Source organism: Bacillus thuringiensis, assembly GCF_001595725.1.
Taxonomy (GTDB): domain Bacteria; phylum Bacillota; class Bacilli; order Bacillales; family Bacillaceae_G; genus Bacillus_A; species Bacillus_A thuringiensis_K.
This window is the reverse complement of sequence record NZ_CP014282.1, coordinates 1483313-1499431: the sequence shown is the minus strand read 5'-3', so window position 1 is coordinate 1499431 and position 16119 is coordinate 1483313. Positions and strand designations below refer to the sequence as shown.

The window sequence follows — 16119 nt, the reverse complement described above, 5'->3', positions numbered from 1 at the left end:
TTACCCCCACATTCAAGAATATAAAATTATACCTATTAATTCACATTCTTTCCTCTTTATATCCGCTATTACTTTTTGCACTGTACGTAGTGAATCTTTTCGCTTTTTAACTGCTAAGACCACTCCATCGCATTTCCCTGCAATAATGTGCGTAGCAGGAAGATCAAATACTTCAGAAGAATAAAAGAAAATGTAATCAAAATCTTCTTTCCACTTAGCAATCGCATTATCAAATTCATCCATAGCAACTAAGGGGGTCCCTGTGTGTACTGTTTTTTTTGCAGGAATACAATATAAGTATTTAGACAAATTACTAGAAAAAGATTCATAATTGCAGGGGGAAGAGCTTATTATATCGTTTACTGTTATCATGTGATCACTTTGTAATAATACATGTAATTTAGGATCAGAAAAATTCACATCAATAAGTAACACCTTTTTCTTCATTTCCGCAAACACTAGACCCATATTTACTATAAGCGAGGCAACAACCCCTCTGTCCTTCGTTGAACTAACTGTGAACAGTTGTTTTCCAGATTTTTTTAGCTCGTGATACACCGTATAAAACTGTTCTTTCATCAGATCATCATGCAGATCGAATGGCAGCTGTTTCTTTGTCCTAAACATCAACATGTTCACCTCGATATATAGATGATTGTTTATCAACCTCTGTAGGTTTCTTTTTTCTATTCGGTTTCATATTTATGTGACCAATAACAGAGACTGTTGTTATTTTCTCTAAATCTTGTTCCGTGTATATACGTTCATCAAAATAATCTCGAAATACAGCTAAACCTACCCCAACAAAAAAACTAACAATTAAAGAAATAGGAATGATTAGTTGAAATTTTGGAAACAATTTTTCAGCCTGTTCCTGTAACTCAGGATCCGTCAACACTTTCACACCTTGTACATTTGTGTACTGTTGAAAACTTTGTTGTGATTGCTCTGCCAATGTCTTTACAATGTCTTTCACGACTTTCGGATTGGAATCTTTTACTGTAACAGTTACAATTTGTGAGTTGTCCGTATTCACAACCGAGATTTTTTGTGCTAATTCATGACTTGATTGCTCTAATTTCAAAGTTTTTTTGACTGTTGAAATAATTAATGGGCTTTTTAAAATATCAACATACGATGTTACTAGTTGCTTATTTTCTTGTGTTTTATTTGTTGAATTTTCCTTATTAAACTCATCTAAATTCCCAACAAGAATTTGCGTTGAATATTGATATGACGGCTTTAGAACATACATTGAGATAAGAACTAAAGAAGCGGTTAAACAACACATCGTTAAAATAATCGTTACGAATCTTCTTTTCAATAATTGTTGAAAATCTTTTATACTCATTTCTTGCTTCAATTATTTCACCGCCCTTTTCTGAATAACATCCTGCAAGTCACTCTTTACAGATAACTCTCTCTTCTTTCTGTCCACTTGTTTTGTTACATAGTTTCCGACTCTGAATGCAAACTTTTCTACATATACATACGAAAGTACTGCAAGTATAAACGAAAAAACAAGTGAAAAAATTAAAATAATAGGCAATGGTAATATTTCATGGAGCATGTATATAAGGGAGAACAACGATATAATATGGTATAAATAAAGACTGTAAGAAATCTTCCCCAAATATAACAAGTATTTATTACGTAGCAAGGACGACAAAGTTGATATTGACAAACTTAATATGACAAATAGACTTGCACTTATCGCCACTACGTAGTCTCGAAATATAAAATTATTGAGCACTTTAATTTCTCCAATAAGTCCTTCATACATAAAAAGTAAAATCGCAAATAAAAACCATGCAATTTTCGTGTTTTTAGTACAATTACTATAAAAAACTATTAAATTGTTTTTATACTTCGCAACTAGTGCTCCTAGTAAAAACAGCACCGTGTAATGCACTGTTAATGCATAGCTTGTCAATGTTAAGCCCGAACGAAACAAAAATAATATTACAACAGAACATATACTTAAACTAAACAATAATAGTAATGAACACCTCAACGTTTTTCGTAAACAAATCATCAAAATTAACGGAAAAATTATTGATATTCGCATTTCATGGACAAGTGACCAAATCACACCGTTATATGCATCTGTATTGTATTTCCCAACCAATAAAATATGTTGCGCTATTAAGCTTGAAGAGCTTTCAATCGTCCATGAGCGATTAAACCATTCACTTAAATAAGAAATACCATATTCACTAATTGTAGCCTGGCATATAATAGCTATAATTAGTGCTACAATATAGGGAATATATATTCTGCATATACGTTTTAAAAGGTATGCCCCATAACTACTATAGTTTTTTTGAATAGATTCGTACAAAACAAATCCGCTCAAAACAAAAAAGATAATAACAGATTCGTTACCACTACTAAAAATAAGACGAGCAGGCGTTTCTTTTAATAGGTACACAACAAATGGTTTATTATCTCCATAACTGTAATTTTGAAATGCTAAAAAAATCATTAAATGATGACCGATCATTACTATTAATGAAGAAATCCCTCTTATAGAATCCAATTCCTCGTATCTCTTCATCTTTTTACATCAACTCCTAATGAAATGATAATAATCATTTCAAAGCGACATCTTTATTCATATTCCTCTCCTTTCTTTTCATTCCAATTTTTCATATTAAAATGATTTTATAGTATAAATTTGAGTGTATTGTAACATTTTTTGTAATATTATGAATAGCGAATCCTAAAAATTGGTATATACCAATTTCAACCTCGAAAAATGAGTAATATTGATAGAAAAACACTATAAAAATATCTTGCATATTTACAAAATTAAAGAGCTGAATAGCGTTTTTTCAATATAAAATAAAAAAGATAGCCTACATAGGCTATCTTTTTTATTTTATTTTATTTAATTACTGGCACCACTATATGCTACATGTCGTTTCTCAATTCTCTCTTCAATTTCTTTCATATTTTCTTTATTATTTAATAGTGATTGTTTATTTTCAATTAATAATTGTTTAAAAGATTTTCTCACTTTTTTTCTCATTTTCATTGTCCTCCTTGGGGGATGGTTTATATAAAAGATAAAGAATTATCTGTGTGTTCTTATAATAATTGATTGTTGTGAATTCTATTTGAACTTCATATGAAAATTCTATTTATTTTCTGACAACTTTGTGAACACGCAAAAAGAGACTATCTAAAACTATATTGAAATTAATTTACTTCATTATATTTTGTCGAAACATTTATATATTTAAAATTGAGTTCGACATAATTTTATTTACTATAATACTGTTTACAAAAACAAAAAGAAGGTGTTACCAAGTCAAAGTTCGACTTATGCAACATCCCTCTTTCCAAGCTATTTATAGCATATTTATTAATATTTCAGGTCTTCCCCAATTCATTTCTTCACAAACAAATCTAATTTTTTCTGCATCCATTGTGTGTAATCCTTCTTCTAGTGAACATGAAATTGGAACTTCACAGTGAATTTGGGCTAATTGTAACGAAATATTTAAGTTCTCTAAATCACTTTCAATCTTCGTACGCTGCGCTTTTGTTAATGATTCTACATTTTCTAGTACAGCGGATACTGTTCCGTGCTCTTGAATAAGCTTATACGCTGTTTTTTCACCGATACCTTTTACACCTGGATAATTATCACTTGTATCTCCCATGAAAGCTTTTGCATGGACGATTTGCCACGGCTCTACACCTTTTTCTTCCATGATTTTCTCCGGTGTGTAATATTCGTAATTTCCAATTCCTTTACGCAGAAGCATAACTGTAACGTTCTTATCAACAAGTTGAAGTAAATCTGTATCACCTGTTAAAATATAAACTTCAGCTTCATTGCAGTATTGTTTTGCAAGCGTACCGATACAATCATCCGCTTCGTAGCCTTTCATACCGATAACTGGAATGGATAATTTCGCAGTCATTTCTTGCACTAAATCGAATTGAGGAATTAATTCTTCTGGTGGCGCTGCACGATTTGCTTTATAATTCGAGAACGATTCTGTTCTAAATGTCGTACTTCCCATATCCCAGCATGTAACGATATGTGTTGGTTCGATCGCTTGCGTAGCTGTTAATAAGTGTTTCATATAACCATGAATCCCGTTGGTAGGGGTTCCATCTTGTCGTTTCATAAATTGTCCGTAGACACTTGTTGCGTAAAAAGCACGAAATAATAGTGCCATACCATCAACTAATAATACTTTTTTCATAATTCCTCTCCTATTAAAAAAATAATAACCTTACGTTATCACGTAAGGTTATATAAATAGATTACCATTCTACGTTTTTGCTCAACTTTGTCTATTATACATTGTTTTTGTATATTTAGCATCATTAACACATTAAGACGTTCTACTACAACAAGTATGCAATATGCCTGAATACGTATTTTTCCCAGTAGAAACAACGACAGCTTTTGCATTTCCACTAACGATATACGAACCTTTAAAACATACATTTTCAAGCTCAAGTGGATTATAATCTTTCATCCGTTTTAATGGAATAAATCGTTTACGTTCAAGGTGATAGCAGCTCTCAAACTTCTCTATATTCGCTTCGTTTCCCGTTAACACAGACTCATTCACTAATAAGTCATCTGCATAAATAATACGTACATCAGCTGGCACAGCATCTCCAGCCGAAAGAAAAATCATATCTCCAGGTACAAGTTCTCGCACTGGTATCTCCATCATTTTCAGTTCACTATTTAGCCCTGTACTACTAGAACATTCTACTCTAGATACAGTAATCGTTTCACGTTGTAATTCATCACACACACGTTGTTTTGAAAAACCTGGAATCATGCCACCAAGCTTCATCATGACTTCTGTAAGAAGTGCTCTTTTGGAAGTTAGTTCATTTCGGCCATATACTTGAATACGTTTTTGTGCCTCTTTCATTGATAGTCCGTCTCTTGTTGTTTTAAAATATGCAAATACAGATTTGACATCTCTTGTTGCAATTTCAATTAATAAATCTTTATTTTTTTGGAGCATTATTTGTTCTTTTATTGATTTTTTACTTAGTTTATATGACGTGTTACCCACAGTTTTGTTTGCATATAACATATTATCGTCTCCTCCTTTACAACATAGGAAGAAACGCTTTGTTTCTCAATTTATCCACTTTACTGTGAAAGTGTCTCGCGCTTTATAAACGCTACATCGTGATAAATATAGAGGGAGGAACAAATCGTTTCCTGCCTACATCATATATTTTTGATTTGAAGTATATGGGTAACGGAACCGAGTCAGAATTTGACATGCTCCTCACCTCCTCGTTTAATTTTATAGTTTATACTATGAAATTACTCATAGCTTGGTAACAAAAAAGACCCCTACCCTTAAGAGAGTAGCGGCCATTACATACACAAATAAACGATTTCTAATATAATTAGAAATCTACGGACCTCTCCCTCACCGAGTTTTAGCACTGTATAGCATAGGTACATTACCAGCTACGTTAAGAAAAACCTTAATTCGATCATTCCTGTTGACCCATTGGCGTCTCTCGACATTTTTGGGCAGTAGCATTTCTCTATACAGGAGCCTCACCTAACAGAGACTTATTTTCATTACATTGAAAATGTTACTCTTATTTAAAATAGATGTCAACCGTAGCCTACAATTTTTTCAAAAGGTATGGCAAACTAACATATATAAAGTGAAACTTTAATCAGTGGGGGGTGTTTATCCCCACTGTTTATTAGCCCTCACCAATCGGGCTGTCCTGTAAATAGCGGGATAAAATAAAAAACTTTACGTTTAAACGTAAAGTTTTTAATAAGTTATACAACCAGCAATTACAATCCCAATTGAAAGCGATAAAAACATAAGAAAAAGACCGACTGCTTGATTATCTTCTTCGAGACTTTTGTTTATATTAAAGCGTGGTGTAAGCCACTCAGCTAAATAAAAGACAATAATTTGAGCCAAAATCCCAACTGCCCCCCACGAAATCATATCAAGAAGTGAAATTGAATTAGCTGCTGTCGAATATAAAACAATAGCTAACCCAAGTAATCGTCCTCCAAGCACATAGCTTACCGCCTTATTCCCTTGAGCCATTAACTTAAATTCCTTAACTTTCGTTGTCACTTCCATCAAGAACAGACCAATACATAAAAGTCCGAGTGTTACTGCTAAATATAATAAAAAATTAATCATTTTTCCTCCTCCTTTTTATACCTACCGGTAAATAGTACGATTCATTTCCTGTAATCTTTTCTCCCGCGCGAATACCGATACTACTCGCTTTTCCAGCAATTAAAAAAGAACCAAACACATACGACAGTTTCTCCATCCCTTTTTCTGTTTCCAAGAATACGACTGGAAGTTCTGTATACTTTTGAAATATTGGCAGTGACGTTTTATATGTTTGATGTGCATTTTGAAGCATAATATTTTCATCCTTATCGCGAATCGTAATTGTATCTCCTTCTCTACCAAATGAAGGTTTTTGAACGAAAGAACCTTTTCCTAAAAATAAATCTGGTTCTAAATATGTAGGTAACATATATTCTTTAATCCACTGTTGTTCCTCGTTTGTATAAAAGGCCTCTTCTTCTGCTAACCCCCAAATAAGACACTGAATTGATTTTGGCTGAAGTAAAAATGCTGACAAAGGATTTATTATAAAAAGCTTTCTGGCTTTTACAAGTTGCAGCAGTTCCACACCTACCAAATCTCCTGTTTCAGAATCTTGATCCTCAATTAAATCTTCTATCGGATATGTTTGGCGATATAAAACGTCAATCTTCGCCCCATCTTTATCGATTAGAGCATCTTTTGTAATTCTAAGTTCTGACATTGGCACTACTTTATTTTCAACATGGCATAACTGACTCAAATACATAGTCGTATTCCAATCCTCAATATGTTCATGATGTGCTGTAAAAACAACATTTGGATTGTCTAATCCCTTTGTCGCTTCCATTACAGCTTTCGTAACACCAGAAGATAGTAATCGTTCTTGATCCGAGTTTGGATCATCATAACCTAGATTTTCACATACTTTCCCATTCATTTGAAAACATTCCACAATAAAAGTTGGTGTATCACTATTAAACTCAAGCATTTTGATTTGGTTATCCTCTGTTACAGCAAAATCAAATCGCGAAATTACAGATTCAGGATAAAGCCCTTTCATTCTAATGAAAGATAAGCTCACAGGAGGAAAACCAAGCTCAAGAAGCTGTTCGTCACTTAAATTACGCAAAAGTCTAGCAGTCTTAAAAAATATTTTTCCCATTCGTTCAGTCGCCAATTGTAATTGTTCCAAAGTCTGATTTGTTATAGAAAAAACATGAAACAAACTATACTCACATTCATATAAATCCGACCAAAAATTTGGATATTTCAAATAAAACTCTTTTCGATCCCTTATGTATTGCGACATATTTTAGCCCCCAAATCCTCCCTTTGAACCGCTCCCAATTCCACCTTTAAATTCAGCAGACGATTGATACGATTTAAACGCCGATGAATTTTTAAAAGAGGATTTATTTTGATAGTATCGCCCACCATAGAAATAATGCCCACGATAACCTGAACTACTATCATCACACTGCCATACCCCAAGTTCATCATCCCAATCCCAATCAGAACAACTATTATCATTCGGTTTTGGGGGAAGATCTTGTGCGCAACCAAATAAAGTGCCAGTCATTAAAGACGTTACGACACCACCTACTAGCCATTTCGTTTTTGTCACTTTCGCACTCCCCTTTTTAATTTCTATTCCTATTATATAGGATAGCATGATAAAGTAGAAGAAAAAGGAAGAAGAGGGATAAAATGCGCTTAGAATATCGACTTAATGATGAAACGAAAGGGTATCCTGCTTTATGGAACTACGCCAATATTTCTAATTCTGAAATTATCGCACGCATGACTTGTGAATATTTTATTAAAGAGAAAAATACTTATGTTGTTACTGCAACTTCGGTTGATCCAGACGGAACAGCAGTTATTTATATTCAAAAAGAAGTTTTCGCCAATGACCCTTCAGACCCTACATACTCCCACATCGGATTTGAAATTAGAGAACTAAGTGAAACGAGTTCAAACATAGTAGATAGTCAAGATGTATGGAACTATGAAGAAATTTTACCATCTCTTCATTCAGATATTATATATATTCAACGAGACGGCATGTCTATGGAATTCTCCTTGGATTCTAGAGAGATTGATGAAGACAGAAAGTGCTACATTTATTACGGAAACTTCACAGGTGAATCAAGATAATATTGATATATCTATACAACAAAAAAACCTTACGTATAAAACGTAAGGTTTTTTATATAGCCCCACATATGCCGTTCTCTCTAGATGTCCATAAACCTGCTCTCACAGGTGGATGCTCTCACAAATGTTTGTAACTTCCTTCTTAAAAAGATGGCATGTTAGTTACATTTAAATATTGAACTTCCATATTAAACTTATTGGTTTAAGACATGCATAAGCTACGTACACCGTAGGAATTAGATATAAGGTTAGTTGAAATAAGACCCCCGCACGTGCCGCTCCTCGTAAATGTCCAAAAACCCGCTACTCGCAGGTGGATGCCCTCACAGTTACCGTACATCTTCCTCCACAAGGAAGGCTTGATGATGGTCGCTAAATATTGAGCTTCCGTATAACTAACATCGGTTTTAGACATAAATAAGTTACGCACACCGCAGGATGTATTATTTACTTGTCGTTATATTATCACATTGTTTCTAATGTGTAAAATACAAAGTTTTTCGAGCAATCTCTTGCTTGTGACCTTATTTTAATACAAATTATTTTTGCATGCAAGTGATTAATCTTCTTCTTTTGCAATTTGATTTTCTGGATAAGAAATCCAATCACTCCAGCTACCTACATACAATTTAACATTTTGAAATCCAGCCAATTTTAACGCAATGATATTTGGACATGCCGTAACACCAGAACCACAATATACAATGGTTTCCTTATCTTTCGACAGATTTTGGAATCGTTCTTGTTGCTCAGCTTCATTCTTAAATTGTCCTGATTGCAACATTCCATCCTTCCAAAAATAGTTTGCTGCTGTCGGAATATGACCTGCTTTATGATCGACAAGTTCCTCTACACCAGCATAACGTTTTGGCTCTCTTGAATCAATTAATGTAACATCTGCACCTGCCTGGATATTCTCTCTTACTGTTTCCATCGATACAAGCATATGATCTTGTATGTTTGTTTTGAATGTTCTTCGTATAACAACAGGAATTTCCGTTGTTGTCGGTAGTCCATTCTCTTTCCAAGCCGGGAAACCACCATCTAATATATATACTTTCTCATGTCCTACATAGTTACATAACCACCATAAACGAGCAGCATTTGCACCGGCTTGACTATCATACGCAATTACTGTCGTATGTTCATCAATACCAGCCTCCGAAAGCTTGTCTGCAAACTCCTCAATATTTGGTAAAGGATGGCGGCCACCATGTTCTGCTATAGGACTTGATAAATCTAAATTCAAATCAAAATATAACGCATGAGGAATATGTCCTTCTTCATACTTTTCTCTACCCCAATTAGGATTCGCTAAATCAAAACGACAATCGATTATACGGACATTCTCATCTTCTATATGCTCACGTAACCATTCGACTGTAACTATCATCTTTAACGACCTTCTTTCTCTTTCAAACGACTTACATACTCCATAACCATTTCTTCTGTAACATATTTACGCTCTAGTGTAACACCATTTTTTGCAAGATCATTAATTTGCTTCGTTACAACATTAATGACATCAACCGAAAATTCTTTCCCATTTGACGCAAGAGATACAGCAGCTTCAATAGCTGCTTCACGCTGTGCATCTAATTGTAAACATGCTTTTACACTTTCATTTTGTTTACGAGAATGTGCTGTAATTGCTTTATGTACTTCCATCTTCTCTTCCCCCTAAATAGTTATACGTTTTTATTCAATTCCATTGCAAGCCGGATCATATCACGACATACAATCCCATTTTCAATAATCTCTTCTTCATAATGCTTCGAAAAGTAATCAAAATCAATAGAAAAAATACGAAATCCACATTTTTGATATAAAGCAAGTTGTGAAACACTAGAATTGCCTGTACCAACTTCAAGTTTTGACATACCATATCCTTTAGCAGTTTCTACAGCATGCCTTAATAGCTTCTTCCCAATCCCTTTTCCTTGTAAATGCTCTGCAACCGCAATATTCATGATTTCCATCGTCTTTGGCCTTGTTTCCAAAAGAACATATACACCGATAACGCTCCCCCCCTGCTTAGCTACGTATGTTAATCCTCTTTGTACATATGTAGCTATTTGCCGTTCACTTGGATCAGCAAGTAGCAATAAAGACTTCGGTATAGCCTCTTTTGGAATACGTTCTATTACAACAGACATAAAAAATTCCCCCTTCTCTATTGTTCTAAACCCTCCTTGTCTACCATAAGTAATAGAAAGGAGGGATTCACCATGGACAACAATGAGAAAAAATGCAACGTCATCTCTATTGATGGAAAGAAGAAGAAAAGCGACACGTATTCCTATCCAAAATTAGTAGTTGAAAACAAAACATATGAATTTTCTTCATTCGTCTTATGCGGTGAAACACCAGATGGCAGACGACTCGTTCTTACTCATATGATTTCTACCGATGAATTTGCTGGATTTGTAAAATCTTTAGATACTGTACTGCAAAAGAAAATTGAACGAATCTTTTTCTCATAACGACTATATAACATAAATTTCTTTTTCAATCTCTACTAACTGCTTTTGCAATTGTTCTTTACTTTGTTCATATAGAGATACATCGATCGTTTCAGCCAATGCAAACAATATACTTTCATAATAGTTCATCACATCTTGCTGCATCACTTTTTGGAATAAGTTCCACTTCATATCCCACTCTTGCTTATAATGATGAACAAATAAATCTTTTTCATCAGCTACATAGTTTGATACGAGCGGTTCTAATACAGATTTAGCGTCTTCTTGCATAAAAGCTTTGTCATTCTTTTCAAAAAAGCTTTTCTCATTTTTAAAATGTGCCAGTGCTTTTTTGAAATCTTTTATTTCAACTGAAGGGAACGGTTCTTTATGTGTAATATCTTTATATTCATACTCCACTGTTCCATTCATAGAAATTGATTCATTTTCCACTTTACAGTTCACTACAATTTCGTCCTTTGCACGCTTCATCGCTTCGTCTATCCATTTTTCAAGACGTAATGATGTCGCACGCATTTCTTGCAATAAATCATGCTGAATAAATGCTACTAATTCCATAACACACTGTTGCAATTGTGTTTTCACATTTCCATCCGTTCGAAGTGAAGCCGGATTAATAAATTCAGTAAAGACATCGTTATAGCGTAGGAATAGGCGCTGTTGCACGTAATAAAGCAACTCTTTCACTTCATTTTGCATCGCCTGTTCTTCAGCAAGTACACTATATGATGAAATGATATGAAGTAGTTGATCACGCTCTGCTTCATATTTTTTCGTTTGCTTCTCTTTCTCTTCATTCCCCTGCTTTGCACCCTTTATCATGTTTACTAAAAGCTGATCTGCCCCTTGCAAAGCACCGTATAGAGCATGCACAGAAACAAGCATTAAATCTCTCATCATAAAGGACGTAAATGATTCCTCAAACTTAGTAATCCCAGAGTTTTGTAAAATACCATACTTCTCTTTTTCAACATTCTTTCTTTGTTTTTCTTCAAGCGCACATAAACTTGAAATTGCAAATAAACGCGGATTTCTAATACCGTATTGCAGTAGCTGATCTGCGATATAACCTTTTACCATTTCAAGTTCTTCTTCAGACTCTGCTAAATCCGCCGCATTAATTAAGAAGAACATTTTATCAAGGGCAAAAGTATCCTTTACACGACCAAGTTGAATTAAAAATTCACGGTCAGCACGAGAGAATACATGGTTATAATATGTAACAAATAAAATAGCATCTGCGTTTTTAATATACTGGAATGCAACATCCGTATGGCGAGCATTAATAGAATCCGCTCCAGGTGTGTCTACAAGCGCTACTCCCTGCCTTGTTAAAGCACAATCATAATAAAGTTCCATATACTCAACGAAGCATGATTTCTCTTCATTCGCTACATAATCAGAGAACTCTTCTAATGTAACTTGTACTTGTTCTCCTAAATAAGTAGAAACTGCATCATACCCTTTTTGTACCGCTCGTAAAAAGCTAAATGTTGTTTTTTGCTTCCCAGTTGGTGAAGGATATTTCATAACTTTATCAATTTGTGCTAACGCTTCATCTAACGTAGCAATCTCATAATGAAACAGCTTATAAACAGCTTTCATATCTTCTAATAACGCTTGCTTTGATTTAAACTGAACAATTACTGTTCCATGTGGTTTTTCCTCTGTAACCGGCAAAATTTGATTAATCGTTGCCGTCGTCGGGTTTGGTGATACAGGAAGTACTTTGTCACCGAGTAAGGCATTGGCAAATGATGATTTCCCAGCACTAAATGCCCCGAATAACGCTACTGTAAATTGTTTTGTTTCCACACGTCTTCTTTTCTCTATTACCTCTTGCTGTACATGTTTCAACGCTGGTAATGGCTCTAATATCGTTTCGGCTTTTTTCACTTTCTCTAATATACGTTGAATATTTAAAGCTGCCGTTCCTTTTAGCTCTTCCTCATGAACCGCTACGTTATCGTTTACGATTTCCTGTTCTTGTAGTGTAAATTTCTCACTAACAATTTGTGTCTCCCTTTGCAATATCTCATCTATTTGCAACCCTTCAGGCGTAGCAACATGATCGTGCCAAACATTTCGTAAATAGTCTTCATATGCCTCCAAATTGTTACTGTATTGTAATTGTGTTTCTTTCGCCGTTTGCAACATCGTATATGTTTCAATCTCTTCTTCAATACGAGCAACTGCTTCCCTCACCTTTTGCTTCAAAACGACCGCACTTTTATCAAAAATTTGCTGTGCTTTTATAAAATAACGTTTCTTCAGTTCATTCGCTACATCCGCTGTATAAAGAAGTAAGTAATCACCTGTGAAACCTGCACCTTGTTTAATTACTTCGGCCAACATTTCTGGTCCGAAAGCAATTTCTAACCCATATATGTCTTTCCCAATTTCCTCCGTGAACAATCCTTCTTCTTTTAAGAAGGCTACAATAAATTCCTTCACATGAAAATCAAGTTGCGTTTCAACAGTTTTTTGAAGGGCAGAATAAAACGCCTCTACACGTCTTTGTTTTTCTTGCTCCGTCTTTCCTTTCGAAAATAGCAAACCGACCTTAAATTTTGTTAATTTCGTTTCTAAATATGCATTTGCCAATTCTCTCATTTCAAATGGCATTAAATAAGCGTTATCTAATATAGCTTGTAAACCTTTTATAAATTCGTTTCTCACATGAGATTCTTTACTTGCCTCACGATTTTTCGCTTCCGTTAGCTCTTCCTTCTTTTCAACTACCTCTGAAATAGAAAGTGGTGATGCTAACTCTTCCTCATATTTCAAAAGAGCTTTTTCATTTTCAGAAACAATAAACGAGAAATGTTCCCCCATTAAATATTCTGTTTCTCGCTCCATTCCAGTCCTTACACACTGCTCTTTTTCCTTCATAATAGAAGTAATTAACGCTTCTAAGCTTCTAATTTCATTATGTGGATGGTTCATCATTCGTAATGACGTATAATAAACACCACCTACTTCAATATCCCAGTTAGAGAATGATTGTTTTACACTATCTTTATAATTCTCAAACGATAATTCATTTTCTTTATGTTTATCTATTTGATTTACAACGAGATAAACCGTTTTATTACGTTGTTTCAATTCTTTAACAAATTGTAAATTCACTTCCGATTGGACGTGATTATAATCCATCATATAAAAAATGACATCTGCCAGATGAAGTGTCGATTCTGTCGCTAATTGATGGGCATCATCTGTTGAATCGATCCCTGGTGTATCAACTAACATAACCCCTTCAGGAATTGGCGCGTCGTTTCGATAAATATGAACACCAATTACTTCATCGCCGTCTTTACAAATTTGTTTTAATTCTTCTGCTGAATATGCACCGTCATATTCGTACTGCTCTCCAGATTTAACCGTTACAACAACACGATCCATTCCTTTTTCAATTTTGACAACGTTAGCGCTTGTCGGAATTGGACTTGTCGGTAACAACTGCGCTTTATATAGATGATTCATCATCGTTGATTTCCCTGCAGAGAAGTGACCGCAGAACGCTATCATAAGCTGTTCTTGTTTATATTTTTGAATTACCTCAAACAACTTTAAACTATTCTCTGCATCGCCGTGTTTTTGCCACTCTTCATAAAAACAAACAAGTTTTTTCATACCGTTTGTCTGTACTATGTTTGTCATCCCCTTGTTCCCCTTTATCCAAGATGTATATACTTTTCCCCGCTATTTGCGAGCCCATAACCAGTGAGAGTTACACCTACCCAATGATTACAGTTTCACTTTACTATCATACTAAATTTTCAGCATATTCTCATTAAAAATAAAAAATCCCTTTCATTCTTTTTACAAATGAAAGGGATTTTATGTCATATCACTCATTTTGCTGTTCCTACTCCATTTAAAACATACTTCGCAATAACTGCATATACAGCGACTGTACCTGCTACTAATGCATATACCATACTTACGCACCAACCTTTTTTTGATAATGATTATCACTTTTGAATACAGTGTATCATTAAAGAGAATCATTATCAACACTTTTCATAAAGAAAGCTCCTTATAAGAAGGAGCTTTACCGCCTGTTTTGAAGAAGGTTAAAACTTGTTGTGCAATCTTATTATATCTCATCCTACATAACTTAACAGTTTAAAAAAATGGAAATATCCCCTATCCCCTCCATCTTACATTTTGTATAATAAAAGGGAATTACTTAACAAGGAGGAAAAAAATGACACAAAATCTCACACAAGGCGAGAGGATACACTCCATTGATATTATTAGAGGAATAGCTGTACTAGGTATTTTTCTTGTGAATTGGCCTGTTATCGCCGGGGTTGACTCACGTGATCTTTCAGGAATTTACGAAGGGATAGACAGCTACATTCGCCTATTTTACGATATGTTTATTCAAACGAAATTTTATACAATTTTTTCGTTTTTATTCGGATTAGGTTTTTATATTTTTATGAGTCGTGCTGAAGCGAAAACAGATCATCCGAAAATTTTATTTGTTCGCCGCTTACTTATTTTATTATTATTCGGTTTCTTACATTACGTTCTTTTATGGGACGGAGACATTTTACATACTTATGCGATTGCTGGATTTTTCTTATTTTTATTTTATAAGAGAGAACCTCGTACTATTTTAATATGGGCTATCGTTTTATTGAGTATTTTTCAGTTTTTCATGCTAATCGTAGGTATTATGATTGCATTCGTTCCAAAGGCAGAATTAGGATTCTCCTTACCTATCATGCCACTTGAAGACTGGGTGTCACAAATCCAAAATCGTTTCCATGCATTTTATGCTGATGGAATTGGACTCAACGTATTCATGCTCCCAGAAACAGTTGGGCTGTTTTTACTTGGTTTATACGCCGGCAAAAAGGATATTTTCCGCCGCGCGAAAGAGTTAGATCCAAAGCTTAAAAAATGGCAAATTATTATGTTCATTTTAACATTACCAATGTGGTTCTTCATGGTCCGTTACTTCTTATCAAAACCATTTTATGAACCAATTTATATGCAGGTCTTTACAATGTTTAGCGGAAAGACATTGTTCATCTTCTACATTGTCACGTTAATGCGTTTATTACAAAAAGAAAAATGGCAAACAGTATTACGTCCATTCCAATACGTTGGACAAATGGCATTAACAAATTACATCTCGCATACAATTGTTATATTGCTTGTATTCGGGCTATTATTAAAAAATGATTATCCTTCTCCATTATGGGTTGGACCAATATTCTGCATTAGTTTCTACACGTTACAAATCTTTATTAGCCGCTGGTGGCTTTCACATTACCAATACGGGCCACTTGAGTACATTTGGCGTCTTGGTACTTACGGGAAAATGATGCCACTTAAAAAGAAAAGCAAGGTCTCATAACGAG

The 16119-nt window shown here is 34.4% G+C and carries 16 protein-coding genes, 2 other RNA genes and 1 riboswitch; of the genes, 3 read left to right on the top strand and 15 right to left on the bottom strand.

Translation table 11 applies throughout. The annotated features are described in order from the left end of the window. Nucleotides 1–12: 12 nt before the first annotated feature. From AXW78_RS07680 to AXW78_RS07640, 9 genes are all read right to left on the bottom strand, one after another. Entirely contained in the window at nucleotides 13–633 is a 621-nt protein-coding gene (locus AXW78_RS07680) for a CpsD/CapB family tyrosine-protein kinase (protein ID WP_002163913.1), read from the bottom strand. Beyond that, complete coding sequence (locus tag AXW78_RS07675; protein WP_000807051.1) at nucleotides 620–1363, bottom strand: YveK family protein; 744 nt, start codon at nucleotides 1361–1363, stop codon at nucleotides 620–622. Before AXW78_RS07675 ends, AXW78_RS07680 begins: the two co-directional genes overlap by 14 nt. Further along, nucleotides 1364–2557 carry an acyltransferase family protein gene (locus AXW78_RS07670; protein ID WP_061883946.1) on the bottom strand — a complete coding sequence of 398 codons (1194 nt, stop codon included), beginning with the start codon at nucleotides 2555–2557 and terminating at the stop codon, nucleotides 1364–1366. It abuts the gene before it with no gap. 333 nt (nucleotides 2558–2890) lie between these two features. Beyond that, nucleotides 2891–3031 carry an FbpB family small basic protein gene (locus AXW78_RS07665; RefSeq protein ID WP_001228048.1) on the bottom strand — a complete coding sequence of 47 codons (141 nt, stop codon included), beginning with the start codon at nucleotides 3029–3031 and terminating at the stop codon, nucleotides 2891–2893. A 322-nt stretch (nucleotides 3032–3353) separates the two neighbouring features. Continuing rightward, complete coding sequence (locus AXW78_RS07660) at nucleotides 3354–4220, bottom strand: 5'-3' exonuclease (protein ID WP_000757070.1); 867 nt, start codon at nucleotides 4218–4220, stop codon at nucleotides 3354–3356. Nucleotides 4221–4352: 132 nt separating this feature from the next. Then, on the bottom strand, nucleotides 4353–5078 hold the full coding sequence (locus AXW78_RS07655; RefSeq protein ID WP_061883945.1) for a P-type ATPase actuator domain-containing protein: 726 nt from the start codon (nucleotides 5076–5078) through the stop codon (nucleotides 4353–4355). 335 nt (nucleotides 5079–5413) lie between these two features. Then, a riboswitch (M-box (ykoK) riboswitch) is annotated at nucleotides 5414–5579 on the bottom strand. 210 nt (nucleotides 5580–5789) lie between these two features. Next, a complete protein-coding gene (locus AXW78_RS07650) occupies nucleotides 5790–6176 on the bottom strand; it encodes a DUF350 domain-containing protein (protein WP_000606857.1) in 387 nt (128 codons plus the stop codon). Beyond that, nucleotides 6169–7407, bottom strand: a complete 1239-nt coding sequence (locus AXW78_RS07645; RefSeq protein ID WP_061883944.1) for a glutathionylspermidine synthase family protein — start codon at nucleotides 7405–7407, stop codon at nucleotides 6169–6171. The genes AXW78_RS07650 and AXW78_RS07645 overlap by 8 nt, the downstream gene beginning before the upstream one ends. 3 nt (nucleotides 7408–7410) lie before the next feature. Next, nucleotides 7411–7722: a hypothetical protein gene (locus AXW78_RS07640; RefSeq protein WP_000169028.1), complete on the bottom strand. Its 312-nt coding sequence runs from the start codon at nucleotides 7720–7722 to the stop codon at nucleotides 7411–7413. Between the two features lie 83 nt (nucleotides 7723–7805). Between AXW78_RS07640 and AXW78_RS07635 the strand changes: the two genes are divergently transcribed. Beyond that, a complete protein-coding gene (locus tag AXW78_RS07635) occupies nucleotides 7806–8255 on the top strand; it encodes a hypothetical protein (RefSeq protein ID WP_001235519.1) in 450 nt (149 codons plus the stop codon). A 55-nt stretch (nucleotides 8256–8310) separates the two neighbouring features. Here AXW78_RS07635 and ssrS (AXW78_RS07630) read toward each other — a convergent pair. The 5 genes from ssrS (AXW78_RS07630) to AXW78_RS07610 form a co-directional block, all read right to left on the bottom strand. After that, a non-coding RNA gene (gene ssrS, locus AXW78_RS07630) (6S RNA) lies at nucleotides 8311–8494 on the bottom strand. Between the two features lie 21 nt (nucleotides 8495–8515). Next, nucleotides 8516–8698: non-coding RNA, 6S RNA (gene ssrS / locus AXW78_RS07625), on the bottom strand. 116 nt (nucleotides 8699–8814) lie between these two features. Next, entirely contained in the window at nucleotides 8815–9648 is an 834-nt protein-coding gene (locus AXW78_RS07620; RefSeq protein ID WP_061883943.1) for a sulfurtransferase, read from the bottom strand. A 2-nt stretch (nucleotides 9649–9650) separates the two neighbouring features. Then, nucleotides 9651–9923 carry a YpbS family protein gene (locus tag AXW78_RS07615; RefSeq protein WP_000451815.1) on the bottom strand — a complete coding sequence of 91 codons (273 nt, stop codon included), beginning with the start codon at nucleotides 9921–9923 and terminating at the stop codon, nucleotides 9651–9653. A gap of 20 nt (nucleotides 9924–9943) precedes the next feature. Next, nucleotides 9944–10411: a GNAT family N-acetyltransferase gene (locus AXW78_RS07610; RefSeq protein WP_000117689.1), complete on the bottom strand. Its 468-nt coding sequence runs from the start codon at nucleotides 10409–10411 to the stop codon at nucleotides 9944–9946. 72 nt (nucleotides 10412–10483) lie between these two features. Here AXW78_RS07610 and AXW78_RS07605 point away from each other — a divergent pair, with 72 nt between their 5' ends. Further along, entirely contained in the window at nucleotides 10484–10738 is a 255-nt protein-coding gene (locus tag AXW78_RS07605; RefSeq protein ID WP_000369740.1) for a DUF3931 domain-containing protein, read from the top strand. A gap of 3 nt (nucleotides 10739–10741) precedes the next feature. Here the strand turns inward: AXW78_RS07605 and AXW78_RS07600 are convergent, their stop codons facing one another. Beyond that, the gene (locus tag AXW78_RS07600; RefSeq protein WP_061883942.1) at nucleotides 10742–14401 is read right to left on the bottom strand and encodes a dynamin family protein; all 3660 of its coding nucleotides are present in this window, start codon (nucleotides 14399–14401) and stop codon (nucleotides 10742–10744) included. A gap of 550 nt (nucleotides 14402–14951) precedes the next feature. On the opposite strand from AXW78_RS07600, the gene AXW78_RS07595 reads away from it, so the two are divergent. Further along, nucleotides 14952–16115 carry a DUF418 domain-containing protein gene (locus AXW78_RS07595; RefSeq protein ID WP_061883941.1) on the top strand — a complete coding sequence of 388 codons (1164 nt, stop codon included), beginning with the start codon at nucleotides 14952–14954 and terminating at the stop codon, nucleotides 16113–16115. Nucleotides 16116–16119: the final 4 nt, after the last annotated feature.